Genomic DNA, 23,807 nt, shown 5'->3' on the forward strand with positions numbered 1-23,807 from the left:
CCATGGGTGGTGACGATGCGCGGCTGCGCGCCGTGGTGGCGCTGGCACAGACGATGGCTGCGGCCCACACCCCGCGCGAGTCCTGGCGCGCCGCGGCGCTGGGCGCCTGTGAGGCGCTGGGCGGCAGCTTCGCCGCCCTCTCCGTGTGGGAGCGGGACCAGGGCCGGCTGCGCGTGCTGGTGAACGCGGGGGAGCGGGCCGAGGGGGAGGAGGAGTTCCCCGAGTGCGAGGCCTACCCCGTGCACCAGTTCCCGGAGATCACCGAGTTCCTGCATGAGCGGTGGGCGGGCGGCGGCGAGCCCGACGCCTGGGTGGAGACCGCCGACGGCGCCCCGGCCGCCGGTGCTCCGGCCCGCGGCGCCCGCCCCTACTGCCACCAGCGGGTCGCCGCGCTGCGCCGCCGCGGGCGGGGCTGCTGCGTGGTGGCACCGATCGTGCTGCACGGCCGTGCCTGGGGCGAGCTCTACGTGGCCCGGCAGGCCGGGGCCCCGGTGTTCGACCGCGACGACGCGGACTTCGCGACCGTGCTGGCGGCCGTCGCCGCGGCGGGCATCGCGCAGACCGAGCGGCTGGAGGAGGTCCGCAAGCTGGCCTTCACCGACCCCCTGACGGGCCTCGCCAACCGCAGGGCCGTCGACCTCAGGCTCGACGAGGCGGTGGACCTGCACCGCACCGAGGGCGCCGTGGTCAGCCTGGTCGTCTGCGATCTGAACGGCCTCAAGGCGGTCAACGACACACACGGCCACGCGGTCGGCGACCGCCTGCTGGAACGTTTCGGCTCGGTGCTCTCGCTCTGCGGCGCGATGCTCCCCGGCGCCCTGTCCGCACGCCTGGGCGGGGACGAGTTCTGCCTGCTGGTCCTCGGGCCTCCGGCGGACGAGGTGGTGCGGGTGTCCGAGGAGCTCTGCGCGCGCGCCGTCTCCCTGGAGCTGGGCGACGGCGTCGCCTGCGGGGTCGCCTCCACCGGTGACGACATCGGCCCGGTCCGGTCGGCGCGCAGGCTCTTCCGACTGGCCGACGCCGCGCAGTACCGGGCGAAGGCCTCGCACTCCCGTCGGCCGGTGGTGGCGGGGCGCGACGGCGACGTGATCCGGCTCGCCGACTCCCCGCCCGGATCCGCCCACGACCGCCGCGGGCTGCGGGGCAGTCCGCCCGGCGGCGACCGGTGAGGGGCGGCCGCAGGCTCACTGGTGACATGGTGGCTTTCAGTCCGTAGGCTCCTGAATATGGATATGCATACAGTCGTGGTGGGGACGTCCGGCACCACCGCCGAGGACGTCATCGCCGTGGCCCGGCAGGGTGCCCGGGTCGAGCTCTCCGCAGCAGCCGTGGAGGCCCTGGCCGCCGCACGGGAGGTCATCGACGCCCTCGCGGCCAAGCCCGAGCCGGTCTACGGCGTCTCCACCGGCTTCGGCGCCCTCGCCAGCCGGCACATCGGCCCCGGCCTCCGCGCGCAGCTCCAGCGCAACATCGTCCGCTCGCACGCGGCGGGCATGGGCCCGCACGTGGAGCGCGAGGTCGTGCGCGCGCTGATGTTCCTGCGGCTGAAGACCCTCGCCTCCGGCCACACCGGCGTACGCCCCGAGGTCGCGGGGACCCTGGCCGACGTGCTCAACGCGGGCATCACCCCCGTCGTCCACGAGTACGGCTCCCTCGGCTGCTCCGGCGACCTCGCCCCGCTCTCGCACTGCGCCCTGACCCTGATGGGCGAGGGCGAGGCGGAGGGCCCCGACGGCACCGTGCGGCCGGCCGGCGAACTCCTCGCGGAGCACGGCATCACGCCCGTCGAGCTGCGCGAGAAGGAGGGCCTCGCCCTCCTCAACGGCACCGACGGCATGCTCGGCATGCTCGTGATGGCCCTCGCGGACCTGGACAACCTCTACACCGGGGCGGACATCACCGCCGCGCTGTCCCTGGAGGCGCTCCTCGGCACGGACCGGGTGCTCGCCCCGGAGCTGCACGCCATCCGCCCGCACCCCGGCCAGGGCGTCTCCGCGGACAACATGCTGCGGGTGCTCGCCGGGTCCGGCCTCACCGGCCACCACCAGGACGTCGCCCCCCGCGTCCAGGACGCCTACTCGGTGCGCTGCGCGCCCCAGGTCAACGGCGCCGGGCGCGACACCCTCGCGCACGGGCGGCTCGTCGCGGACCGCGAGCTGGCCTCGGCGGTCGACAACCCCGTCGTCCTGCCCGCGGAGGGGCGGGTGGAGTCCAACGGCAACTTCCACGGCGCCCCCGTCGCGTACGTCCTCGACTTCCTGGCCATCGTCGCCGCCGACCTCGGGTCCATCACCGAGCGCCGCACGGACCGGCTGCTGGACAAGAACCGCTCGCACGGGCTGCCGCCGTTCCTGGCCGGCGACGCCGGGGTCGACTCCGGGCTGATGATCGCGCAGTACACCCAGGCCGCGCTGGTCAGCGAGCTGAAGCGGCTCGCCGTCCCGGCCTCCGTGGACTCCATCCCGTCCTCCGCGATGCAGGAGGACCACGTCTCCATGGGCTGGTCGGCCGCGCGCAAGCTCCGCACCGCCGTCGCCGGCCTCACCCGCATCGTGGCCGTCGAGCTGTACACCGCCACGCGCGCCGTCGAGCTGCGGGCCGCCGAGGGGCTCAGCCCCGCGCCCGCCTCGCAGGCCGTCATCGAGGCGCTGCGCGCCGCCGGTGTCCAGGGGCCCGGCCCCGACCGCCACCTCGCGCCGGACCTGGCCGCCGCCGAGACGTTCGTACGGGAGGGCCGGCTGGTCGAGGCCGCGCAGTCGGTGACCGGCCCGCTGGCCTGAGCGCCTGAGCGCCTGAGCGCGCCCGCGGGCCTGACCGGCCGAGGGGCCGGCCGGGTCCCGGGTGTTCAGGCCCGGTCGGCCCGCACCCCGCCCCGGCGCGCCGCGTGGGCGACGAGCCCCGCGCCGACGCAGAGCGACAGCGTGCCGCCGACCAGGTAGGGCGTCGTGTCGACGCCCGCCCCGGTGTCGGCCAGCCGGTCGTCGGCGGTCGGCTCCGCGGTGGCGGAGGCCTGTCGGGCCGGGGCGGGGGAGGCGGCCGACGGACCGGCGGACCCGCCCTGCGGGTCCGCCCCGCCGGTGGCGTTCGCGGAGGGCACGAACCAGAGAGCACCGAGCAGGGTGCCTGCCGCCGTGGAGGTCAGCAGCGTGCGACGAGCCATGGACACGGAACGGATTCCCTTTCGACGACCGGGGGGGGGCAGGGTCCCGCGCCCGCTTCGGGCCGGGCCGGGGGCGGCACCGGGGCACACGGGCCGGGCATGATCCGGGACGAACGGCCCCTGCCCTGCGGGGAGATGCTAAGCAAAGCAGCGGGTCGGGGGAAACCCACAGGTCCGGGGGGCCTTACGCTCCGGCGTATGAGCACTTCACAGACACCCTCATTTGTTCGGCTTCGCGTGGAGATGGTGCTGGAGATCAGTGACGCGGACGCCCTGACCGGCACCGCCCTGGAGAGCATCGCCGCGGATTTCAGCCCCTCCGGCCCCGCCGGGGACGAGTCCCCCGAGGAACGCACGCATGCCGAGGAGACCGTCAGGGAAGACGCAGCGGAGGCCCTCGCCTCGCTGGTCGACCCGTTCGATCTGGTCAGCCAGGTGCCCGGTGTGGAGCTCGCCCAGGCCTCCTGGAGCAGCGAGACGATCGACTACGACCCCGACGCCGAGGACTGGGCCGCCGGCGAGGACGGGGACCAGGAGTACTACGGGATCGAGGACAATGAGACCGACGACGAAGAAGGCGGCGGGCAGCAGGAGCGCTGACACGCGCGGGGCACTCCTCGACGGCGGAGGGAACCGATGCGGTCCCGGGTGCGTCGATGAGTGGTGTTCCCCACATCCTCGCCGGATGTGGAACGGAAGACCCGGTCGCGGTGTTCTTGGAACATTGACGGGCGGTCGCCGCCGGGCGACGCTGTCCGGGGATCTTGGGGAATCGGCAACGATGGAGAAGCGTGTGATGACGGACAGCAAGCGGCGCAGGGGCCTCATGGCCGCGTCCGCACTGCTCGGCGGCGTGCTGGTGCTTTCGGCCTGCAGTGACGACGGCGGTACGAACACGGGCGCGAGCGCCGACAGCTCGAAGACGTCACAGTCGCAGGTGGACGAGGCGGCGGCCAAGGACACCTCCGAGGCGCAGATAACGATCGCGCCGAAGAACGGCGCGACCAACGCGAGCATCAACAACGCCGCGATCGTCACCGTCGCCAAGGGCAAGCTCACCGAGGTCACCATGACCACGGCGGACGGCGCCGCCGTCGAGGGCACCCTCGCCTCGGACGGCTCCAGCTGGAAGCCCAGCGGCCAGCTCGAACGCTCCACGACGTACCGGATCAGCGCCACGGCCGCCGACTCCAAGGACCGTCAGGCGCACGCCAACAGCTCCTTCACCACGGTCTCGCCCGAGAACAGCTTCATCGGGAACTTCACCCCCGAGGACGGCTCCACCGTCGGCGTCGGCATGCCGGTCTCGATCAACTTCAACAAGGCGATCACCAACCGGAAGGCCGTCCAGGACGGCATCAAGGTGACGTCGAGCAGCGGCCAGGAGGTCGTCGGACACTGGTTCAACAACCAGCGTCTGGACCTGCGCCCCCAGGAGTACTGGCAGGGCGGCTCCACCGTCACCCTGAAGCTGTCCCTGGACGGCGTCGAGGGCGCCGACGGCGTCGTCGGCGTCCAGCAGAAGACGGTCACCTTCAAGGTCGGCCGCAACCAGGTCTCCACCGTGGACGCCAAGTCGCACACGATGACGGTCACCCGGGACGGCAAGACCGTCAAGACCATCCCGATCTCCGCCGGATCCTCCGACAACCCCACCTACAACGGCCAGATGGTGATCTCCGAGAAGTTCAAGGAGACCCGCATGGACGGTTCGACGGTCGGCTTCACGGACGACGACGGCAAGGGCGAGTACGACATCAAGGACGTGCCCCACGCCATGCGGCTGTCCACCTCGGGCACCTTCATCCACGGCAACTACTGGGGCGCGAAGTCGATCTTCGGCAGCGTGAACACCAGCCACGGCTGCGTCGGCCTGTCCGACACGAAGGGCGCGGGCGACTCCGGCACGCCGGCCGCCTGGCTGTACGACAACTCCCTGGTCGGTGACCTGGTCATCGTCACGAACTCCCCCGACAAGACCATCGCCCCGGACAACGGCCTCAACGGCTGGAACATGAGCTGGTCGGAGTGGACGGCGGGCTCCGCCGCCTGATCCCTGACGGCCCCCCTCCCCGCACGAAGGCGGCGGTACCCGGACGATCCGGGTGCCGCCGCCTTCGGCGTACACGCGCCGCAGGCGTTCTCATCCCGCTCTCATCGCAGACTTAACTCCTCATCACACCCGCTCCATAGCTTCGCGCCATGTTCTTCACCTACCTCCGGCGCGAGCTGCGCCGCCGCAGAAAGGCGGCGCTCGTCGTCGCCTCGGGGCTCGCCCTCGGCATCGCGCTGGTCATCGTCGTCAGTTCGGTCTCCGCCGGCATGAGCCGGGCCCAGGACCAGGTCCTGGAATCGCTGTACGGGCTGGGCACGGACATGACCGTGACCAAGGCCGCCGCCGCCCCCGGCTCCGGGGGGACCGAGCGGCCCCGGTTCGACTTCGACGCCCAGGACGACGACGACACGACCCAGAGCACGGACCGGGTCATGGTCCAGGGCTTCCAGACGCTCGACGCCGGCACCGTCGACGAGGTGGGCGGGCAGGACGGCGTCGCGGACGCCGTCGGCGGGCTGAGCCTGACCGTCATGAAGGTCGACGGGCAGTTCCGGCGCGGCGAGTTCAAGCAGGACGAGAGCACGGGGCAGAGCCAGGGCGGCCCCGGCGGCGGCCAGGGCGGCGGCGGGCCGCAGGGCCGGGTCGAGGGCGGCGGCGCCTCCTTCGACGTCAACTCCTTCTCCGTGTACGGCACCGACGTCGCCCGGCAGGACCTCGGCCCGCTGACCTCCTCCACGCTCACCGAGGGCCGTACCTTCAAGGCGTCCGAGACCGACGCGAAGGTCGCGGTCGTCGACTCCGCCTACGCCCAGGAGAAGGAGCTCGCGGTCGGCGGGACCGTCACCGTCGCCGGCACCGCCTACACGATCGTGGGCCTCTCGACGGCGGACAGCGGTGACGCGGCCGCCGACGTCTACATCCCCCTGAAGCAGGCGCAGACCGTCGCCGACTCCGCGGACAAGGTCACCACGGTCTACGTCCGGGCCACCGGCTCCCAGCAGATCGACACCGTCAAGTCCGCCATCCAGAAGAACATCTCCGGGACGACGGTCACCACCTCCGCCGACCTCGCCGACACGGTGTCCGGCTCCCTCTCCACCGCCTCCGACCTGGCCTCCAGCGTCGGCAGATGGCTCTCCGTCGCGGTCCTCGCCGCCGCGTTCCTCGTCGCGGGCCTGCTCACCTCCTCGGCGGTCAGCCGCCGCGTGCGGGAGTTCGGCACCCTGAAGGCCCTCGGCTGGAAGAGCGGCCGCGTCACCCGCCAGGTCGTCGGCGAGGCCCTGGTCAACGGCCTGATCGGCGGCGTCCTCGGGATCGCCGTCGGCCTCGCCGGCGCCTACGCCGTGACCGCCGTCAGCCCCACCCTCACCGCCCGGCTCGGCTCCGCCGGCGGTGGCGGCATGGGCGGCGGCGGGCCGATGGGCGGCGGCCCCGGCCGCCAGACCGCCTCCAGGACCCTCGACATCGCCCTGACCGCCCCGGTCTCCCTCACCACGATCCTCGTCGCCGTCGCCCTGGCGGTGGCCGGCGGACTGATCGCGGGAGCCTTCGGCGGCTGGCGGGCCTCCCGGCTGCGGCCGGCCGACGCGCTGCGCCGCGTCGCGTGACACCGCCCCGCACCAGCCCCGTCCGTACGTAGCAGCAGGAGTTCATCCATGTACCAGCTCAAGGGCGTCACCAAGCGCTACCTGCGCGGCAGGAACCCCGTCGACGCGCTCGCCGGTGTCGACCTCACCATCGAGGACGGCGGACGGCTCGTCATCCAGGGCCCGACCGGCGGAGGCAAGTCCACCCTCCTGCAGATGCTCGGCGGACTGGACCGGCCCACCTCCGGCACCGTCGAACTCGACGGCGTCGACCTGGCCGCGCTCCCCGAGTCCCGCCTCACCAAGGTCCGTGCCGAGTCCATCGGATTCGTCTTCCAGAGCTTCAACCTGATCCCGACGCTCACCGCCCAGGAGAACGTCGAGACCGCCCTCGTCCCCCTCGGCCTCGGTGCGAAGGCCCGTCGCGAACGCGCCGCCGAGGCACTGGAGTCGGTGGGCCTCGGCGACCGTCCCACCCACCTGCCGGGCGAGATGTCCGGCGGCCAGCAGCAGCGCGTCGCGATCGCCAGGGCCCTGGTCAAGCGGCCGAAGGTGCTGCTCGCCGACGAACCCACCGGCAATCTCGACGAGTCCATGCGCGACGAGATCATGGACCTGCTCGACGGGCTGTGGAAGGAGCACGGGCTGACCTTCGTGATGGTCACGCACGACAGCTCGCTGGCCCGCAAGGCGCCCCGGGTGGCGACCATCCGCAAGGGCAGGGTGACGGTGACGGAGAACGCCGCGGCCTGACCGGCGGCCCCGTGGACCTCACAGCCGTCCTCCTCCGGCTGTGAGGTTCACCACCCGCGCGGCCCCGCACACCGGGCGCCGTGCGGCCCCGCACCCCCGCGGCGGAGAGGGGCGGGCGGCCCGGGGACCTGCGCGCCGAGGTGAACACCGTGGCCACGGTGTGGACGTCGGCCGCGGGCGGCCGGGCCGCACTGCGAGACTTGCCGGGTGCAACGGCCCCCACGGGCCGGGGGCGCCTCCGGGGACAGGGAGCGCCGACACGCACGAGCCCACCCACGGAAGGTTGATCAGATGCCGGCCAGTTCCGACTCCCTCACCCCGCGCGCCGCCGAGAGCCGCGTCATCGAGCCGCTCTACGCGGAGATCCTGCGGCGCAACCAGGGCGAGGGCGAGTTCCACCAGGCGGTGCGCGAGGTCCTGGACACCCTGGGCCCGGTGCTGGCGCGGCGCCCGGAGTTCGTCGACGCCCGCATCATCGAGCGGATCTGCGAGCCCGAACGGCAGCTGATCTTCCGGGTCCCGTGGTCGGACGACGCCGGCGACATCCACGTCAACCGCGGCTTCCGCGTGGAGTTCTCCAGCGCGCTCGGCCCCTACAAGGGCGGACTGCGCTTCCACCCCTCCGTCAACCTCGGCATCGTGAAGTTCCTCGGCTTCGAGCAGATCTTCAAGAACGCCCTGACCGGCATGCCGATCGGCGGCGGCAAGGGCGGCGCGGACTTCGACCCCAAGGGCCGGTCCGACGCCGAGGTCATGCGGTTCTGCCAGTCGTTCATGACGGAACTCCACCGCCACCTGGGCGAGTACACCGACGTCCCGGCCGGTGACATCGGCGTCGGCGGCCGGGAGATCGGCTACCTCTTCGGCCAGTACAAGCGGATCACCAACCGCTACGAGTCCGGCGTGCTCACCGGCAAGGGCCTCGGCTGGGGCGGCGCGCAGGCCCGCACCGAGGCGACCGGCTACGGCTGCGTCCTGTTCACCGCCGAGATGCTGCGCGTGCGCGGCGAGTCCCTGGAGGGCCAGCGCATCGCGGTGTCCGGCTCCGGCAACGTGGCCATCTACGCCATCGAGAAGGCCCTGCAGCTCGGTGCGACCGTGGTCACCTGCTCCGACTCGGGCGGCTACGTCGTCGACGAGAAGGGCATCGACCTCGACCTGCTCAAGGAGATCAAGGAGACGGGCCGCGGCCGGATCTCCGAGTACGCCGAGCGGCGCGGCGAGCACGTGCGGTACGTCGAGGGCACCGGCGTCTGGAACGTCCCCGTGGACGTCGCCCTGCCCTGCGCCACCCAGAACGAACTCCACGAGGCCGACGCGCTCGCCCTCGTGCGCAACGGCGTGAAGGCGGTCGCCGAGGGCGCCAACATGCCGACCACCCCGGAGGCCGTCCACGTCCTCCAGGAGGCGGGTGTCGCCTTCGCGCCCGGCAAGGCGGCCAACGCGGGCGGGGTGGCCACCAGCGCCCTGGAGATGCAGCAGAACGCCTCCCGCGACTCGTGGACCTTCGCCCACACGGAGGACCGGCTCGCGGAGATCATGCGCCACATCCACGACTCCTGCCACACGACCGCCGAGAAGTACGGCAGCCCGGGCAACTACGTGGTCGGCGCGAACATCGCGGGCTTCGAGATCGTCGCCGAGGCCATGCTGGCGCAGGGCCTGATCTGACCCCGCCCGGGCCTCCGCGGTCCGGCCCGCCCGGCCCCGCCACCCGCGCGACCCGGTGGCCGCGACCGCGGAGGCCCGCCCGGCCCCGTAGGGCCGGTGTGCCCCGCGGGGCCGGGCGGGCCGGCCCCAGGACGACGCACCGGATGCCCGGCGTACCCGAAGGGCCCGCGGACACCGGTGAATTCACCGATGGCGCCAGGGCCCCGCGCCCCGACCCTGGTCAGGTCAGGCACCCGCATCCCGCACCCCCGTCAGGAGCGCCCCATGCGTCGTCGTCCGTCCCGCCGGCTTCTCGGCGTCCTCGCCGCCGTCACGGTCGCGTTGTCCCTCTTCACCCCGGCGTCCACGGCGGGCGCGGCCCCCGCCGCGACCCCCACCGCCACCTCGGCGGACCGGGCCGCCGGCGCCGCCGCCCAGCCGCTGTCGACGAGCACACCGGTCGTCTTCGTCCACGGCTACACCGGCAGCGCCGCGAACTGGGTCACCGCCATGAGCGTCTTCCGGCTCAACGGCTGGTCCAGCTCCAAGCTCTTCGCGTACGAGTACGACTCCTACGGCGACAACATCACCAACGCCCAGGGCCTGGCGTCCTTCGTCGACACCGTGAAGTCCCGGACCGGCGCGAGCAAGGTCGCGCTCGTCAACCACTCGATGGGCGGCCTCGTCAGCCAGTACTACCTGAAGGTGCTGGGCGGGAACACCAGCGTCAGCCACCTCGCCTCGATCGCGGGCGCGAACCACGGGACCACGTTCGCCTCCGCCTGCCTGATCTACACGACCTGCCGGCAGATGTACCCGGGCTCCTCGTTCATCGCGCAGATCACCTCGGGCGACGAGACCCCCGGCGACACGCAGTACGCCACCTGGTACTCCGCGTGCGACGGCGTCATCCTGCCGTACACCAGCACCAGGCTGACCGGTGCGACGAACAACCTCGTGGCCTGCCAGACCCACATCGGCTTCCTGGCGGACACCGTCGTGCTGGGCCGGATCGCGCGCTTCGTCGCCTCCTGAACCGGGCGCGCCCCGTCCCCGGCAGCCCGTGAAGGGTGCCGGGGACGGGGCGCGTCGTGCGACCGGGCGGTGTCCGCCCTGTGAGGGGGCTCAGGCCTCCGGAGCCGGGGCGATGCCCGTCGGGCAGGCGCGGCCCCAGTTCGTCGCGGAGGGGGACTCCAGCGTCGCGCCGGTGCCGCCGATGCCGCAGTAGCCGTCGGGGTTCTTGTCGAGGTACTGCTGGTGGTACGCCTCGGCGGGCCAGAAGGTGCGGCCCTCCGCCGGGAGGATCTCCGTGGTGATCTCCTTGAAGCCCGCGGCCGTCAGCACCCGCTGGTACGCCTCACGGGACGCCTCGGCGGCCTCCGCCTGCTCGGGGGAGTGGGTGTGGATCGCCGAGCGGTACTGCGTACCGACGTCGTTGCCCTGGCGGAAGCCCTGGGTCGGGTTGTGGGACTCCCAGAACAGCTTCAGGAGCTCGGCGTAGCTCACGACCTGCGGGTCGAAGACGACCCGGACGGCCTCCGTGTGGCCGGTCAGGCCGGAGCAGGCCTCCTCGTACGACGGGTTCTCGGTGTAGCCGCCCTGGTAGCCGACGAGCGTCGTCCAGACGCCCTCGGTCCGCCAGAACGTGCGCTCGGCGCCCCAGAAACAGCCCAGCGCGAAGTCGGCGACCTCCAGGCCCTGCGGGTACGGGCCGGTCAGCGGGTTGCCGAGGACCGTGTGGCGGGAGGGCACCGTGAACTCGGGGACGGGGCGGCCGCGCAGTGCCTCCTCCGGGGTGGGGAGCTGCGGGGTGCGGTGGGTCAGGAACATGCGGGGGCTCCTCCGGGGTCGGGGTTCGCTCCGTACAACGCCGCGGGAGCGCCGCGGATTCCGCGGTCTCAGGCCGCAGGGGCCGGCGGATCGCGACGTTCGTCACCCTCGCCCTGCGCACCGGCCGGATTCTCGTAGGAGGCCAGGTACGCGGCGGTCTTCCGGCGTGCGCGCAGCCAGAAGAACACCGCGAGGCCGAGCAGGATCAGCGGGATCAGTCGTGCCATGGGGTGCCGGTCCATTCCTTCGGGGGGCGGGGCGGGGGTGCCGTGATCAGTGCAGCAGGGTCGCGGGGCTGCCGCCGTTCGCCTCGTACCCGGCGACGGCCAGCGCCCGGTACACCGTGTACTCGGCGGCCGGGTCGGGGTTCTGGGTCCAGGGGAGCGCGCCGACGTGGCCGTCGATGTGGACGAGCTGGTGCATCGCCTCCGACCAGCGCTCCATGCGGACGAGGAAGAGGACCAGCAGGTGCCGGACGTGCGCGAGCATCGGGTCGTCCGCCCGGGCCGCGTGCACGGCGAACATCGCCCCCTCCACCGCCTTCGTCACCACGACGCCCCGGTAGAAGCCCTGCACCAGATTGACCTCGGGCAGGTGCTCGTACACCGCGAACAGCGGCAGCGCGGCGAGCAGCGAGCCCTGCGGGGCGCGCGCGGCGGCGGCCGTCGCGAAGCGGTCGGCCTCCTCACGGGAGCCGTGCCACTTCTCGCACCAGAAGTGCAGGGCCGCGATGTGCGCGCCCATGTGCGCGGGCGCACGGTCGATGATCTTCGCCCAGACCTGGTCGAACTGCTCGTGGGAGTAGCCCAGACCGCGGGCGACGGCCAGTTCCACGATGTACGGGACGGGGTCGCCCGGCGCCAGCAGGGCCGCCTCGCCGCAGACCGTGCGGGCCTCCTCCAGGATGATCCGGAAGTCGTCGGTGCCCACCGTGCCGGTGCGCCACGCCTGCTGCACCAGGAACTCGGCGTGCACCGCCGCCGCGCCCGCGTCCTTCGGAGCCTCGGCCCGCCACGCCCTCAGCCACGCGCCGCCCTCACCGGGCCGCTGCGCCAGCTCCAGGGAGGCCGCACCGGCGAACGCCTGCACCCGCTGCCAGCGGATCTCGCTCTCCTTGGGCGTGCCCGCGAGCAGTTGGGAGGCGGCCTTCCAGCTCCGGGTGCTCTGGACGACGTCGAGGACGTCGAGCAGGTCCCGGTCGGGACCCGGCATCCGGACGTCCAGCTCCTCCTGGCGCGCGAAGCCGTAGGTGTCCGGGTCGGCGGCGTCGGGCGAACCGGGCGCGACCTGACGGATACCGCCGCGGCGCCGCATCAGGAACGGGCCGGCGACCGCGCCGAGCATGCACAGGGCGAGCAGGAACCACAGAATCTCCATGCGGCCCATTGTCCCCGGACGGGTGGGCGGGCGGCGAGTGGCCTCTCCCACCCCGTGCGACGAACTACGCTCGGGCCCCATGAGCGACCAGCACAGCTTCGAGACCCTTGCGATCCACGCCGGCAACACGGCGGATCCCCTCACCGGCGCGGTGGTCCCGCCGATCTACCAGGTGTCCACGTACAAGCAGGACGGCGTCGGCGGACTGCGCGGCGGTTACGAGTACAGCCGCAGCGCCAACCCCACCCGCACGGCGCTGGAGGAGAACCTCGCGGCGCTGGAGGGCGGCCGGCGCGGGCTCGCCTTCGCGTCGGGCCTGGCCGCCGAGGACTGCCTCCTGCGCACGCTGCTGACCCCGGGCGACCACGTGGTCATCCCGAACGACGCCTACGGCGGCACGTTCCGGCTCTTCGCCAAGGTCGCCGCGCGCTGGGGCGTGGAGTTCTCGGTCGCCGACACCTCGGACATCGGCGCGGTACGGGCCGCGCTCACCCCGCGCACCAAGGCGATCTGGGTGGAGACGCCCTCGAACCCGCTGCTCGGCATCACCGACATCGAGGCCGTCGCGGGAGTGGCCCGGCAGGCGGGTGCACGGCTGGTGGTCGACAACACCTTCGCCAGCCCCTACCTCCAGCAGCCGCTCTCGCTGGGCGCCGACGTGGTGGTGCACTCCACCACGAAGTACATGGGCGGGCACTCGGACGTGGTCGGCGGCGCGCTCGTGACCGGCGACCCGGAGCTGGCCGAGGAACTCGCGTACCACCAGAACGCGATGGGCGCGGTGGCCGGTCCGTTCGACGCGTGGCTGGTGCTGCGGGGCATCAAGACCCTCGCCGTCCGCATGGACCGCCACGACGAGAACGCGACCCGGGTCGCCGACCTGCTGACCCGGCACCCCAAGGTGACCCAGGTCCTCTACCCCGGGCTGCCGGAGCACCCGGGCCACGAGATCGCCGCCAAGCAGATGAAGGCCTTCGGCGGCATGGTGTCGTTCCGGGTCGCGGGCGGCGAGGAGGCGGCGGTCGAGGTCTGCGACCGCGCGAAGCTCTTCACGCTCGGGGAGTCGCTCGGCGGCGTCGAGTCGCTGCTGGAGCACCCGGGCCGCATGACGCACGCGTCCGCGGCGGGCTCCCCGCTGGAGGTGCCGGCCGACCTGGTCCGGCTGTCCGTCGGCATCGAGAACGCCGACGACCTGCTGGCCGACCTCACCCAGGCGCTCGGCTGACCGGCACCCCTCCCGGCCGGCGGACGGCAGACGTCCGGCGGCCGGGACCTCGGCCCGGCCGCCGGACGACGACGGTTCCGCGGTGGTCAGACCGCGACCTTCTCGTCCTCCAGCGAGCCCCGGATCTGCTCGCGCAGTTCCGGGCTGTCGGTGTGCTCGTGGACCGAGACCGCGTGTTCGGCGGCGGCCCGGACGACTTCGTCCTCCTCACCGGAAATGGTGAGCGTGCAATGGGTGACGCTCGGGTACCTGCGGCAGTCGGCGATCTTCCGTGTCATGGCGGCCTCCTCGACTCGCGAGTTCAGGCACTTCCAGGGTAGGTCCGCCCGGCCCGGCCGACAGCCGGGCGCACCGCGCGCGACCGCGGGTGCGGAGGCTCAGCCCTCCTGCGCCGGCTGGTTCACCGCCTGCCGGGCCGCCAGCGAGCCGTTGAACCGGGTCAGCAGGGAGCAGAACACCTCGCGCTCCTCCTCGGTCCACTCGCCCGTCACCTGCGACATCAGCTCCCGCCGCGAGGCACGGACCTCCTCCAGGCGGGACTGCCCGCGCGGCGACAGCTGCAGCACGACCGCACGCCCGTCCTCCGGGTGCGAGGTGCGCTTGACCAGCCCCGTGTCGACCAGCGGCGCGACCTGCCGGGTCACCGTCGACGAGTCGATCCCCATGCCCGCGGCCAGCGCCTTCACGCCCATGGGCCCTTCCGCGTCGAGCCGGTTGAGCAGCAGATAGGCCGCCCGGTCCATCGAGTTGCGGACCTGGCCGACACCGCCGAGGCGGGTCTGTTCGGCACGTCGCGCGAAGACGGCGACCTGGTGCTGGAGCGCGTCGAGCAGGTGGTCCGTTCCCGGATGTCCGGGGGCCGCGCCCCCGGAAGGAGACGCAGCAGTCGTCATGTCCTGAGGGGGCATGGCCGGGGGCTCTCTTCGTGCGGTGTCGGATGGGTGGGGGACAGAGTACGCGGCCACGGGGCGGCGTGGAGCAGTGCTGCACAAACCGGTGGACACCGCCGCGGGCCGCCGTGAGACGCGACGGCTCCGCGGCCCGTGAGCTGCAAGACTTGCCGTCATGACCTTCCGTGCGCCAGCCCCCTTCCCCCCGGTGATCCTCGACGACGTCCGAGGCGCCCGGAAGATGCTGTCCGGGGTGGCCAGAGCGACCGCGATGGAGGGCAGCCGGCACCTCAGCTCCCTGGTCGGTGCGCCGGTCCACCTCAAGTGCGAGAACCTCCAGCGCACCGGCTCGTTCAAACTGCGCGGCGCGTACGTACGGATCGCCGGACTCAGCCCCGTCGAACGGGCGGCCGGGGTGGTGGCCGCCAGTGCCGGAAACCATGCGCAGGGTGTCGCACTCGCGTCTTCGTTGCTCGGCGTACGCTCCACGGTCTTCATGCCGGTCGGCGCGCCCCTGCCGAAGGTCGCGGCGACCCGGGACTACGGGGCCGAGGTCCGGCTGCACGGCCAGGTCGTCGACGAGACGCTGGCCGCCGCCCAGGAGTACGCCGAGGAGACCGGGGCGGTCTTCATCCACCCCTTCGACCACCCGGACGTGATCGCGGGGCAGGGCACCCTCGGGCTGGAGATCCTCGAACAGTGCCCGGAGGTCCGCACGATCGTCGTCGGCATCGGCGGGGGCGGTCTCGCCGCCGGGATCGCCGTCGCGGTGAAGGCACTGCGCCCCGACGTCCGGATCGTCGGGGTCCAGGCCGCGGGCGCCGCGGCCTTCCCGCCCTCGCTCGCCGCCGGGTACCCGGTGATGCTCGGATCGGCCCAGACCATGGCCGACGGGATCAGGGTGGGACGGCCCGGAGACCTCACGTTCCCGCTGGTCAGGGAGCTGGTGGACGAGGTCCGCACGGTCTCCGAGGACGAGCTGTCCAGCGCGCTGCTGCTGTGCCTGGAGCGGGCCAAGATGGTCGTCGAGCCGGCCGGGGCGATCCCGGTCGCGGCCCTGCTGAGCGATCCCGGGGCCTTCCGCGGCCCCGTCGTCGCCGTGCTGTCGGGCGGCAACGTGGACCCCCTGCTGATACAGCGCATCCTGACCCACGGCATGGTCGCGGCGGGCCGCTACCTGAGCCTGCGGGTCCGGCTCACCGACCGGCCGGGAGCGCTGGCCGCGATGCTCGCCACGCTGTCCGTCGCCGACGCGAACGTGCTCGACATCAGCCATGTGCGGACCGACCCGCGGCTCGGGCTCACCGAGGCGGAGGTGGAGCTCCACCTGGAGACGAAGGGCCCGGAGCACTGTGAGGAGGTCGCCGCCGCGCTGCGTGCCGCCGGTTACCTCGTACGGGTCTGAGCGACCCGGATTCCCGCGCGGAAAACCGGTTGTGTGTCGCGATGTATCGCGTTACGGTGCATCGCCCGAACGCGCGGTGTTCCCCTCCTCCGGGGGCCGGGAACTCTACGATCCGCTCAGGAACGCACGTGACACCACTGGGGGAACACGTATGCCAGGCGCCATCCATGCCGAGGGTCTGGTCAAGACCTTCGGCGACGTACGAGCACTGGGCGGCGTCGATCTCGACGTGCCCGAAGGGACCGTCCTCGGTCTGCTGGGGCCCAACGGCGCCGGCAAGACGACCGCCGTCCGCGTCCTGACCACCCTGCTCCGGCCGGACAGCGGCCGGGCCGTCGTGGCGGGCATCGACGTGCTGAAGGATCCCGACGCGGTACGCCGCTCGATCGGCCTCTCCGGCCAGTTCGCGGCCGTCGACGAGTACCTCACCGGCCGGGAGAACCTCCAGATGGTCGGGCAGCTCTACCAGATGAGCTCCCGCGACGCGAAGAAGCGGGCCGGGCAGCTCCTGGAGAGGTTCAACCTCGCCGACGCCGCCGACCGCACCGCCAAGACCTACTCCGGGGGCATGCGCCGCCGTCTCGACCTGGCGGCCGCGCTCGTCGTCTCCCCGCCGGTGATGTTCATGGACGAGCCCACCACCGGACTCGACCCGCGCAACCGGCAGCAGCTGTGGGAGGTCATCGAGGAGCTCGTCGCGGGCGGCACGACCCTGCTGCTGACCACCCAGTACCTGGAGGAGGCCGATCACCTCGCCCACGACATCTGCGTGATCGACCACGGCCGGGTCATCGCCCGCGGCACGTCCGACCAGCTCAAGTCCCGCACCGGCGGCGAGCGGGTCGAGGTCGTCGTGCACCGGCCCGAACAGATCGAGCCGGCCCGCTCGGTGCTCGCCGCGTACGGCAAGAGCGAGATCGCCGTCGCCGAGCACACCCGCAAGCTGACCGTCCCGGTCACCGGCGGGGCCAAGCTGCTGGCCGAGGTCATCCGCGACCTCGACTCCCGGGGCGTGGAGATCGACGACATCGGGCTGCGCCGCCCCACCCTGGACGACGTCTTCATCTCCCTCACGGGCCACGCGGCCGAGCTGGGGAAGAACGGCACCGACACGACGGACGAGGCCGCACAGGGCCCGAAGGAGGGCGCACGGTGACCGCCGTCACGCAGACACCGGACCTGACACCCCCCAGGACCCGCGGGGCGCTGAGCCGGTCGGTGGCCGACTCGCTGGTCGTCGCGCGGCGCAATCTGATCCGCATGGCGCGGATCCCCGAGATGGTGATCTTCGGCCTGGTGCAGCCCATCATGTTCGTGGTGCTGTTCACCTACGTGTTCGGCGGCTCCATCAAGGTGGGCAGCTCCCTCTCGCCCACGGCCTACAAGGAATTCCTGATGGCCGGGATCTTCGCCCAGACCGTCACCTTCGCCACCGCGGGGGCCGGGGCGGGCATCGCCGACGACATGCACAAGGGGCTGATCGACCGCTTCAGGTCGCTGCCGATGGCCCGCGGCGCCGTCCTCACCGGACGCACCCTCGCCGACCTCGTGCAGACCGCGCTCACCCTCGTCGTGCTCGCCGGAGTGGCCCTGGTCATCGGCTGGCGGACCCACGAGAACGTCGCCAAGGTGCTGGCCGGCTTCCTGCTGCTGCTCCTGCTCGGGTACGCGTTCTCCTGGATCGGCGCGCTGATCGGCCTCGTGGTGCGCACCCCGGAGGCGGCCACCTCCGGAGGACTGATCTGGCTCTTCCCGCTGACGTTCATCTCGAACGCCTTCGTGGACGCCAACCAGATGCCGACCGTCCTGCGCCACATCGCGGAGTGGAACCCCTTCAGCGCCACCGTGGCGGCCTGCCGCGAGCTCTTCGGCAACGTGCCGCCGGGCTTCGTGACCTCGGACGCCTGGCCGATGCAGCACCCGATCAGCGCCTCGGTGATCTGGTCGGTCCTGATCATCGTGGTCTTCCGCACCCTGGCGGTCCGCAGGTACCGCTCGGCCACCGCCTGACCCCGGACACGCCCGAGCCCCGGCCGCGGCCGGGGCTCGGGCGGTTCGCTGCGGCTCAGCCCTGGTAGGGCTTGGCCGAGACGATCTTCACGGTGGCCTTCTTGCCGTTCGGCAGCTCGTACTCCGCGTCGTCGCCCACCCGCTTGCCGTTCACGCCGGTCCCGAGCGGGGACTGCGGGGAGTAGGTCTCGATGTCGGTGCTCGCGTACTCGCGGGAGGCGAGCAGGAACGTGACCGTGTCGTCCGGGTCGCCGTCGAAGGCGATGGTCACGACCATGCCGGGCTCGACCACGCCGTCGTCGGCCGGGGCCTCGCCGACCTTCGCGTGCTCCAGGAGCTGGGTCAGCTGGCGGACCCGGAGCTCCATCTTGCCCTGCTCCTCCTTGGCCGCGTGGTACCCGCCGTTCTCGCGGAGGTCACCCTCCTCGCGGGCCGCCGCGATCTTGACGGAGATCTCCGTGCGCGCGGGACCAGACAGGTACTCCAGCTCCGCCTTGAGCTGGTTGTACGCCTCCGGCGTGAGCCAGGTGACGTTATCGCTGGTCTGGGTCACAGGGTGCTCCTCGTCGGTGCTGGGAATACAAAGCAACGCCCTACCTGGAGCATGCGCTGCTACAGGTGGGCGAAACAACGAGCCTAACAATTCCGCGCGAAAAGGGGGAGAAGGTAAACCGTCCCACGCGCGTCCGCACCGGCCGGCGCGTGAGCGCGGCCTCCCGGACGGTGCGCCCACCGGGCGCGGTCAGCCTCCGGCGGTGCACCCCGTGAGCTCCACCGCGGTCGCCCGGGAGGTGGTGCGCAGCGAGACGACCTCGTCGATCCGCTCGGTGCGCCCGTCGAACCGGAAGTCCGCCCGCCCGACCTCCGCGCCGTCCTCGCTCAGCGCGCGGAGCGTGCAGCGGCCCTCGACGTCCCGGTCCTTGCGGACCTCCAGGTGCGCCTCGGCCCGGCCGTCCGAGACGACCTTCGACTTGATCAGCTCGGCGCTGACGTCCTGGCCCGCCACGTAGGAGTAGCCGAACCAGCCGATCACGGCGAGGAAGGCCACCCCCAGCACCGAGCCGACGATCTTCAGCGTGCGGTCCGCGCGTTCGTCCCGCGACCGGCCGTAACGCCCCTCGGGCAAGGCCTCGCGCACCGCCGTCATGATCGTTCCTCCCGTACCGGGGATCGAGGAATTTTCCACCCCCCGGTTCAGTCACTATAGAAGCCGACCACTGCGACGAATCACTGAGGACCGAGTCTTGACCGAGCAGCTGCGACTGATGGCCGTTCACGCCCACCCCGACGACGAGTCGAGCAAGGGCGCGGCCACCATGGCCAAGTACGTGTCCGAGGGGGTGGACGTGATGGTCGTCACCTGCACGGGGGGCGAACGCGGATCCATCCTCAACCCGAAGCTCCAGGGGGACGCGTACATCGAGGCCCACATCCACGAGGTGCGCAAGAAGGAGATGGACGAGGCCCGGGAGATCCTGGGCGTCCGGCAGGAGTGGCTCGGCTTCGTCGACTCGGGCCTTCCCGAGGGCGACCCGCTGCCCCCGCTCCCCGAGGGCTGCTTCGCCCTGGAGGACGACGAGAAGGCGGCGGGCCGGCTCGTCGCGAAGATCCGCGCGTTCCGTCCGCAGGTGATCACCACCTACGACGAGAACGGCGGCTACCCGCACCCCGACCACATCAAGACCCACACGATCTCGATGATCGCGTTCGAGGGGGCGGCGGACACCGAGAAGTTCCCCGAGACGGAGTTCGGGCCGGCCTGGCAGCCGCAGAAGCTCTACTACAACCAGGGCTTCAACAAGCCCCGCACGGTCGCCCTGCACGAGGCGCTCCTCGCCCGCGGGCTGGAGTCCCCGTACGCCGACTGGCTGGAGCGCTGGAAGGAGTTCGAGCGCGCCGAACGCACGCTGACCACGCACGTTCCGTGCGACGACTTCTTCGAGATCCGCGACAAGGCGCTGATCGCGCACGCCACGCAGATCGATCCGGACGGCGGCTGGTTCCGGGTGCCGATGGACATCCAGCGGGAGGTCTGGCCGACCGAGGAGTACGAGCTCGCCAAGTCGCTGGTCGACACCTCCCTCCCCGAGAGCGACCTCTTCGCGGGCATCCGCGACAATGCCTGATATGTACGCGACCCAGGCACTGACCCAGCTCGTCCCGTTCGCCGCCGACGAGCTCGACAAGAACAAGGTGACGCCCGGCGTCCTCGGATTCCTCGTCTTCGCGGCGCTCGCCGTGGGGGTGTGGTTCCTCATGAAGTCGATGAACCGCCACATGGGGCGGGTCAACTTCGAGGAGGCCCCCGACCCGGCCGCGAAGTCCGAATCCGCGAAGTCCGAATCCGTGCAGCCGGGGTCCGCGGCCGCCGGGTCGACGACCGCCGGGTCCGCCGCCGGGTCCACGGCCGCGGAGAAGTAGCGGAGCACCCGGGCGGCCGGGGCCGACCGGGCGGGGCGTCACCGCCCCGCCCGCGGCCTGCCGCCCCCGGTCTCAGGGCCGTACGCCCACCGGCACCCCCATGACCTCGCGGGCGTGCCGGGACGGCGTCAGGCCGAGGCGCCAGGCCTGCCAGCCGTCGTCCAGGTCCACCCCGCGGTTCAGCACCACCCGGAAGGCCTCCGCGCAGTCCGTCAGCCCGGCGTCCCGCAGCGGATGGGCGGCTTCCAGCAGATCGGCCAGCTCCTGCTGCGCCACCGCCGTGCCCACCTCGCTGCCGCCCGGCGAGGCGTACGGCAGCAGCGTGCACCGCAGGAACGCCGCCCAGTCGCCGCCCCGGACGTCCCCGTACGAGCGGAACAGCTCCACCGCCTCGCCGCAGAGCTCCAGCGCCTGCGCGGCCCGGTTGTTGCCGCCGTCGATCAGGGCCAGCTCCAGGCAGGTCCAGGCCTCCCCGTGCGCGACCCCGATCCGGCGGAAGTCCGCCCGTGCGTCCACCAGGAGCTGCCGGGCGAAACCGGAGTTGCGCAGATTGCCCGTCTGCACGGCCCGCTGGTCGCGGGTGACCCGCCCCGAGTGGTGGCGGGCGCACGCCAGCCCGTACACGTCCCGCATCCGCGAGAACATGGTCCGGGCCCGCTCCAGCTCCCGTACCGCCTGATCGGCGTCGCCGTCCTCCTCCAGGGCCTGCCCCAGGTAGTAGCGCGTCCAGGCCTCGCCGCGCGCGTCCTCGTTCTCCCGGTGCCGTTCGAGGGCCCCGCGCAGCTGCTCCACGGCCGGCGCGGGATCGCCGTCCATCAGCCGGGCGCGGGCCAGCTGGGTCAGGGCCCACGCCTCCCCGCGGTCGTCCCGGGTGCGGCCGTACAGCTCCAGCGCGGTGGACAGCTCCTCCTCCGCCCGGGCGACCTCGCCCATCCGCAGGCAGACCTGGCCGAGCTGGAAGTGCGACCAGGCCTCGCCGTGCAGCGACTCGCCCTCGCGGTGCAGGGCCAGCGCGGTGTCCAGCAGGGTCAGGGCCTCGGCCAGATCGCCCCGGTCGCGCTCCACCGCGGCCAGCGCGTGCAGGGACCAGGCGCGGTCCTCGGCCTGCTCCGGCGACTCCTGGAGGGCGAGCGCCTCCCGCAGCCGCGCCGAGGCCTCCGTGAGGTTCCCCTGGTGGTGCAGGGTGATCCCGAGCGAGCACAGCGCGAGTGCGGCGCCCGCGTCGTGCTGCGCCTCGCGGTAGAGGCCGACCACGGACGACAGGGTGGTGCGGGCCTTGTCGAGCTCACCCAGCTGCCGGGCAGCGATGCCCGTACGCCACTGGACCGACCGCTCCAGGAGCCCCTGGTCGACGGCGCGGGTCAGCTCGCCGATCTCACCGAGGCGGTAGAGATCGCCCCGCAGCAGGCAGTAGTCGCACAGCGCGCCCAGCAGATGGAGCACCGCCGCCTGGTCCACGCCCTCCGCGTGCCGCAGTGCCGAGGTGATGAAGCTCGACTCGTCGTCCAGCCAGCGCAGGGCCGCGTCCAGAGAGCTGAAGCCGTGCGAGCCGAACTGCCCGGCGCGGGTCGACATCTTCCCGTCGACCATGCGGATCACCGCGTCGGCGAGCTCCGCGTAGTTCTGGATGAGGCGCTCCTGCGCGGAGGTGCGGTCGGCCGCCGCCTCCTCGTCGAGCAGCCGGGCCAGGGCGAAGTCCCGCACCAGGTCGTGCAGCCGGTAGCGCGCGCCCCGCACATGGACCAGGAGCCCGGCCCGGGCCAGCGACTCCAGCAGGCGCCCCGCCTCCTGCTCGTCGGAGGACAGCAGCGACGCCGCCGCGGCGGCGCCCAGGCTCGCGCGCCCGGCCAGGGCGAGCCGCCGCAGCAGCCGGCGGGCCGGTTCCGGCTGGTCGGTGTAGCGCAGCCACAGGGCCCGCTCGACCGGCGCCACCGGGCCGTACGCCCCGAGGGCGGTGGCCAGCTCGGCCCTGCTGCGGGTGCCGAGCGAGGAGCCCGCCACCGCCAGCGCCAGCGGCAGCCCGCCGCACAGCTCGACGACCGCGTCGGTCGAGGGCAGGTCGTACGGGCCCTCCTCGGCCGGGCTCCCGCCCGCTCCCGCTCCGGCGGGGTCCGCGCCCCGGGGGCCCGCGGCGGTCTCGCGCAGCAGCTCCTCGGCGCCCGCCGCGTCCAGCCCGCCGACGGGCAGCTGGTACACCCGTGCGGGGAAGTCGGCGGGCAGTTCGAGGGGTTCACGGGCCGTGACCAGGACCAGGCTGTCCGAGCGCCCCGGTACCAGCGTGCGGACCTGGGCGGCGTCGGTGGCGTCGTCCAGGACGACGGTGACCGGCGTGCCCGTCAGATGCTGGTGGTACAGCTCGCTCAGCCGCCGCACCTGCTGCTCGGCGGAGGTCCGCTCCCGGAAGAGCAGCTGCTCGCGCGGAGCCCCCAGCCGGTTCAGCAGGTGCAGCAGCGCGTCCCGGGTCGGCAGCGGCGCCTCGTCGGCCACGTCGCCCCGCAGGTCGACCACGCACGCGCCCCGGAACTGGTCCTTGAGCGCGTGCGCGGCCCGCACGGCGAGCGTGGTGCGCCCGGAACCCGGCACGCCGTGCAGCACCACCACCGTCGGCCTGGTCTCGGTCGCCGCGCGGGCCGCGTGCACCCACTGGGCGATCTGCGCCAGTTCACTGCGACGGCCGGCGAACGGGCCGTCCACGGCGGGAAGATGACCGAAGGACTGTTCGAGGAGTGAACGGGTCCGCGCGGCTGCGCTGCGGTCACCTCCGCGCAGTTGCGCCACCACGGAGGAGCCCGGCTTCTTCGCCGGCCGGGCGGAGGCCGTCAGCATGCGCTGCTGGTCGAGGAAGGGACGGATGCCCCGCACCTCCAGGGCGGTCAGCCACTCCAGCCGCACCTGCTCCGGGCCGCCGGGCTGGTTCCGCTCGCCCGCCCGCCGGTGTGCGGCGGGCCAGTGCGAGGCCGTCACTCCGGCCATCGTCGCGGTCGTCCCCGCCACGGCGACGACCGCGCCCGCGCCCAGGGCGAGCCCGGTCGCGGTACCGAACGCCAGGTCCGCCCCGAACGCCGCGGCCGCGGCCACCCCCGTCACGATCAGCGGTGTTCCCAGCGTCGCCCTGCTGAACCGCTCCGACAGCGGCTGCTGCCCGGCCCCCGCGGCGTCCAGCGCCCGGGTGTAGGCGGCGTACTCCTCGGCCGCGCCCGCCGCCATGGCGTCCAGCGCGCCCCGCCCCCGGGACAGGAGCACACGGGAGTCCGTCCGGCCCCCCGTCCGCCGCACCTCTTCCTCCACGGCACGTACCAACAGCCTTTCGGCTTCCGCCCGATGGCTGTCCCGCATATGTGTCCCCCCTGGAATCCGACGACTTCGGTCCGTCCGGCTGTCAACAGCCCCCAGTGTCCTGCGAACAGGGCGCCCGCGCCCAGCCCCCGGAGCGGCGCGGCGGGC

23 protein-coding genes are annotated in these 23,807 nt (G+C 72.8%); 14 read left to right on the forward strand and 9 right to left on the reverse strand.

Annotated features, from left to right (window positions below; genetic code table 11):
* Window positions 1-2 precede the first annotated feature (2 nt).
* The gene (locus tag ABZ172_RS15305) at window positions 3-1,169 is read left to right on the forward strand and encodes a GGDEF domain-containing protein (RefSeq protein ID WP_356884074.1); all 1,167 of its coding nucleotides are present in this window, start codon (window positions 3-5) and stop codon (window positions 1,167-1,169) included.
* Window positions 1,170-1,226: 57 nt separating this feature from the next.
* Window positions 1,227-2,780 carry a histidine ammonia-lyase gene (hutH, locus tag ABZ172_RS15310; RefSeq protein WP_356884076.1) on the forward strand — a complete coding sequence of 518 codons (1,554 nt, stop codon included), beginning with the start codon at window positions 1,227-1,229 and terminating at the stop codon, window positions 2,778-2,780.
* A 65-nt stretch (window positions 2,781-2,845) separates the two neighbouring features.
* Here the strand turns inward: hutH and ABZ172_RS15315 are convergent, their stop codons facing one another.
* Window positions 2,846-3,166: a hypothetical protein gene (locus ABZ172_RS15315; RefSeq protein ID WP_356884078.1), complete on the reverse strand. Its 321-nt coding sequence runs from the start codon at window positions 3,164-3,166 to the stop codon at window positions 2,846-2,848.
* 192 nt (window positions 3,167-3,358) lie between these two features.
* Here ABZ172_RS15315 and ABZ172_RS15320 point away from each other — a divergent pair, with 192 nt between their 5' ends.
* The 6 genes from ABZ172_RS15320 to ABZ172_RS15345 all read left to right on the forward strand — a co-directional run bounded on the left by ABZ172_RS15320 (window position 3,359) and on the right by ABZ172_RS15345 (window position 10,240).
* Window positions 3,359-3,760, forward strand: coding sequence for a hypothetical protein (locus tag ABZ172_RS15320; RefSeq protein WP_356884080.1), 402 nt, complete (start codon window positions 3,359-3,361; stop codon window positions 3,758-3,760).
* Window positions 3,761-3,941: 181 nt separating this feature from the next.
* A complete protein-coding gene (locus tag ABZ172_RS15325) occupies window positions 3,942-5,213 on the forward strand; it encodes an Ig-like domain-containing protein (RefSeq protein ID WP_356884082.1) in 1,272 nt (423 codons plus the stop codon).
* Between the two features lie 149 nt (window positions 5,214-5,362).
* The gene (locus tag ABZ172_RS15330) at window positions 5,363-6,823 is read left to right on the forward strand and encodes an ABC transporter permease (RefSeq protein ID WP_356884084.1); all 1,461 of its coding nucleotides are present in this window, start codon (window positions 5,363-5,365) and stop codon (window positions 6,821-6,823) included.
* A gap of 48 nt (window positions 6,824-6,871) precedes the next feature.
* Entirely contained in the window at window positions 6,872-7,555 is a 684-nt protein-coding gene (locus tag ABZ172_RS15335) for an ABC transporter ATP-binding protein (RefSeq protein WP_356884086.1), read from the forward strand.
* Window positions 7,556-7,846: 291 nt separating this feature from the next.
* A complete protein-coding gene (gene gdhA / locus ABZ172_RS15340) occupies window positions 7,847-9,226 on the forward strand; it encodes an NADP-specific glutamate dehydrogenase (protein WP_356884088.1) in 1,380 nt (459 codons plus the stop codon).
* 264 nt (window positions 9,227-9,490) lie between these two features.
* Window positions 9,491-10,240 carry an alpha/beta fold hydrolase gene (locus tag ABZ172_RS15345; RefSeq protein WP_356884090.1) on the forward strand — a complete coding sequence of 250 codons (750 nt, stop codon included), beginning with the start codon at window positions 9,491-9,493 and terminating at the stop codon, window positions 10,238-10,240.
* A 90-nt stretch (window positions 10,241-10,330) separates the two neighbouring features.
* On the opposite strand, the gene msrA is transcribed toward ABZ172_RS15345, so the two are convergent.
* The 3 genes from msrA to ABZ172_RS15360 form a co-directional block, all read right to left on the reverse strand.
* Window positions 10,331-11,035, reverse strand: a complete 705-nt coding sequence (msrA, locus tag ABZ172_RS15350) for a peptide-methionine (S)-S-oxide reductase MsrA (protein ID WP_356884092.1) — start codon at window positions 11,033-11,035, stop codon at window positions 10,331-10,333.
* Window positions 11,036-11,103: 68 nt separating this feature from the next.
* Window positions 11,104-11,262, reverse strand: a complete 159-nt coding sequence (locus ABZ172_RS15355; protein ID WP_356884094.1) for a hypothetical protein — start codon at window positions 11,260-11,262, stop codon at window positions 11,104-11,106.
* Between the two features lie 46 nt (window positions 11,263-11,308).
* The gene (locus ABZ172_RS15360; RefSeq protein ID WP_356884096.1) at window positions 11,309-12,412 is read right to left on the reverse strand and encodes a hypothetical protein; all 1,104 of its coding nucleotides are present in this window, start codon (window positions 12,410-12,412) and stop codon (window positions 11,309-11,311) included.
* A gap of 79 nt (window positions 12,413-12,491) precedes the next feature.
* Here ABZ172_RS15360 and ABZ172_RS15365 point away from each other — a divergent pair, with 79 nt between their 5' ends.
* Complete coding sequence (locus tag ABZ172_RS15365) at window positions 12,492-13,637, forward strand: cystathionine gamma-synthase (protein WP_356884098.1); 1,146 nt, start codon at window positions 12,492-12,494, stop codon at window positions 13,635-13,637.
* Window positions 13,638-13,723: 86 nt separating this feature from the next.
* Here ABZ172_RS15365 and ABZ172_RS15370 read toward each other — a convergent pair whose 3' ends face one another.
* Both ABZ172_RS15370 and ABZ172_RS15375 read right to left on the reverse strand, forming a co-directional pair.
* On the reverse strand, window positions 13,724-13,915 hold the full coding sequence (locus ABZ172_RS15370; RefSeq protein WP_356884100.1) for a DUF1059 domain-containing protein: 192 nt from the start codon (window positions 13,913-13,915) through the stop codon (window positions 13,724-13,726).
* A gap of 99 nt (window positions 13,916-14,014) precedes the next feature.
* Window positions 14,015-14,545, reverse strand: coding sequence for a MarR family transcriptional regulator (locus ABZ172_RS15375; RefSeq protein ID WP_356884102.1), 531 nt, complete (start codon window positions 14,543-14,545; stop codon window positions 14,015-14,017).
* Between the two features lie 157 nt (window positions 14,546-14,702).
* Between ABZ172_RS15375 and ilvA the strand changes: the two genes are divergently transcribed.
* The 3 genes from ilvA to ABZ172_RS15390 all read left to right on the forward strand — a co-directional run bounded on the left by ilvA (window position 14,703) and on the right by ABZ172_RS15390 (window position 17,942).
* A complete protein-coding gene (ilvA, locus tag ABZ172_RS15380) occupies window positions 14,703-15,932 on the forward strand; it encodes a threonine ammonia-lyase (protein WP_356884104.1) in 1,230 nt (409 codons plus the stop codon).
* A gap of 151 nt (window positions 15,933-16,083) precedes the next feature.
* A complete protein-coding gene (locus ABZ172_RS15385; RefSeq protein ID WP_356884106.1) occupies window positions 16,084-17,088 on the forward strand; it encodes an ATP-binding cassette domain-containing protein in 1,005 nt (334 codons plus the stop codon).
* A complete protein-coding gene (locus tag ABZ172_RS15390; RefSeq protein ID WP_356884108.1) occupies window positions 17,085-17,942 on the forward strand; it encodes an ABC transporter permease in 858 nt (285 codons plus the stop codon). Before ABZ172_RS15385 ends, ABZ172_RS15390 begins: the two co-directional genes overlap by 4 nt.
* A gap of 55 nt (window positions 17,943-17,997) precedes the next feature.
* On the opposite strand, the gene greA is transcribed toward ABZ172_RS15390, so the two are convergent.
* Both greA and ABZ172_RS15400 read right to left on the reverse strand, forming a co-directional pair.
* On the reverse strand, window positions 17,998-18,495 hold the full coding sequence (gene greA, locus ABZ172_RS15395; RefSeq protein ID WP_033297886.1) for a transcription elongation factor GreA: 498 nt from the start codon (window positions 18,493-18,495) through the stop codon (window positions 17,998-18,000).
* A gap of 189 nt (window positions 18,496-18,684) precedes the next feature.
* Window positions 18,685-19,089 carry a DUF4307 domain-containing protein gene (locus tag ABZ172_RS15400; RefSeq protein ID WP_356884110.1) on the reverse strand — a complete coding sequence of 135 codons (405 nt, stop codon included), beginning with the start codon at window positions 19,087-19,089 and terminating at the stop codon, window positions 18,685-18,687.
* A gap of 97 nt (window positions 19,090-19,186) precedes the next feature.
* On the opposite strand from ABZ172_RS15400, the gene mca reads away from it, so the two are divergent.
* A complete protein-coding gene (mca, locus tag ABZ172_RS15405; RefSeq protein ID WP_356884112.1) occupies window positions 19,187-20,068 on the forward strand; it encodes a mycothiol conjugate amidase Mca in 882 nt (293 codons plus the stop codon).
* Window position 20,069: 1 nt separating this feature from the next.
* Window positions 20,070-20,363 carry a hypothetical protein gene (locus tag ABZ172_RS15410; protein WP_356884114.1) on the forward strand — a complete coding sequence of 98 codons (294 nt, stop codon included), beginning with the start codon at window positions 20,070-20,072 and terminating at the stop codon, window positions 20,361-20,363.
* 72 nt (window positions 20,364-20,435) lie between these two features.
* Here ABZ172_RS15410 and ABZ172_RS15415 read toward each other — a convergent pair whose 3' ends face one another.
* Window positions 20,436-23,699: a tetratricopeptide repeat protein gene (locus ABZ172_RS15415; RefSeq protein WP_356884116.1), complete on the reverse strand. Its 3,264-nt coding sequence runs from the start codon at window positions 23,697-23,699 to the stop codon at window positions 20,436-20,438.
* Between the last annotated feature and the right edge of the window lie 108 nt (window positions 23,700-23,807).

Origin of the sequence: Streptomyces sp. NPDC006296 (assembly GCF_040613235.1) — a bacterium.
In the GTDB taxonomy this organism is placed as follows: domain Bacteria; phylum Actinomycetota; class Actinomycetes; order Streptomycetales; family Streptomycetaceae; genus Streptomyces.

Bases quoted from the DNA above. Each gene is read 5' to 3' on its own strand.
- ABZ172_RS15305 (WP_356884074.1), top strand. From the start codon at position 3: ATGGGTGGTGACGATGCGCGGCTGCGCGCCGTGGTGGCGCTGGCACAG.
- hutH (WP_356884076.1), top strand. From the start codon at position 1,227: ATGGATATGCATACAGTCGTGGTGGGGACGTCCGGCACCACCGCCGAG.
- ABZ172_RS15320 (WP_356884080.1), top strand. From the start codon at position 3,359: ATGAGCACTTCACAGACACCCTCATTTGTTCGGCTTCGCGTGGAGATG.
- ABZ172_RS15325 (WP_356884082.1), top strand. From the start codon at position 3,942: ATGGAGAAGCGTGTGATGACGGACAGCAAGCGGCGCAGGGGCCTCATG.
- ABZ172_RS15330 (WP_356884084.1), top strand. From the start codon at position 5,363: ATGTTCTTCACCTACCTCCGGCGCGAGCTGCGCCGCCGCAGAAAGGCG.
- ABZ172_RS15335 (WP_356884086.1), top strand. From the start codon at position 6,872: ATGTACCAGCTCAAGGGCGTCACCAAGCGCTACCTGCGCGGCAGGAAC.
- gdhA (WP_356884088.1), top strand. From the start codon at position 7,847: ATGCCGGCCAGTTCCGACTCCCTCACCCCGCGCGCCGCCGAGAGCCGC.
- ABZ172_RS15345 (WP_356884090.1), top strand. From the start codon at position 9,491: ATGCGTCGTCGTCCGTCCCGCCGGCTTCTCGGCGTCCTCGCCGCCGTC.
- msrA (WP_356884092.1), bottom strand. From the start codon at position 11,035: ATGTTCCTGACCCACCGCACCCCGCAGCTCCCCACCCCGGAGGAGGCA.
- ABZ172_RS15355 (WP_356884094.1), bottom strand. From the start codon at position 11,262: ATGGCACGACTGATCCCGCTGATCCTGCTCGGCCTCGCGGTGTTCTTC.
- ABZ172_RS15360 (WP_356884096.1), bottom strand. From the start codon at position 12,412: ATGGAGATTCTGTGGTTCCTGCTCGCCCTGTGCATGCTCGGCGCGGTC.
- ABZ172_RS15365 (WP_356884098.1), top strand. From the start codon at position 12,492: ATGAGCGACCAGCACAGCTTCGAGACCCTTGCGATCCACGCCGGCAAC.
- ABZ172_RS15370 (WP_356884100.1), bottom strand. From the start codon at position 13,915: ATGACACGGAAGATCGCCGACTGCCGCAGGTACCCGAGCGTCACCCAT.
- ABZ172_RS15375 (WP_356884102.1), bottom strand. From the start codon at position 14,545: ATGCCCCCTCAGGACATGACGACTGCTGCGTCTCCTTCCGGGGGCGCG.
- ilvA (WP_356884104.1), top strand. From the start codon at position 14,703: ATGACCTTCCGTGCGCCAGCCCCCTTCCCCCCGGTGATCCTCGACGAC.
- ABZ172_RS15385 (WP_356884106.1), top strand. From the start codon at position 16,084: ATGCCAGGCGCCATCCATGCCGAGGGTCTGGTCAAGACCTTCGGCGAC.
- ABZ172_RS15400 (WP_356884110.1), bottom strand. From the start codon at position 19,089: ATGACGGCGGTGCGCGAGGCCTTGCCCGAGGGGCGTTACGGCCGGTCG.
- ABZ172_RS15410 (WP_356884114.1), top strand. From the start codon at position 20,070: ATGTACGCGACCCAGGCACTGACCCAGCTCGTCCCGTTCGCCGCCGAC.
- ABZ172_RS15415 (WP_356884116.1), bottom strand. From the start codon at position 23,699: ATGCGGGACAGCCATCGGGCGGAAGCCGAAAGGCTGTTGGTACGTGCC.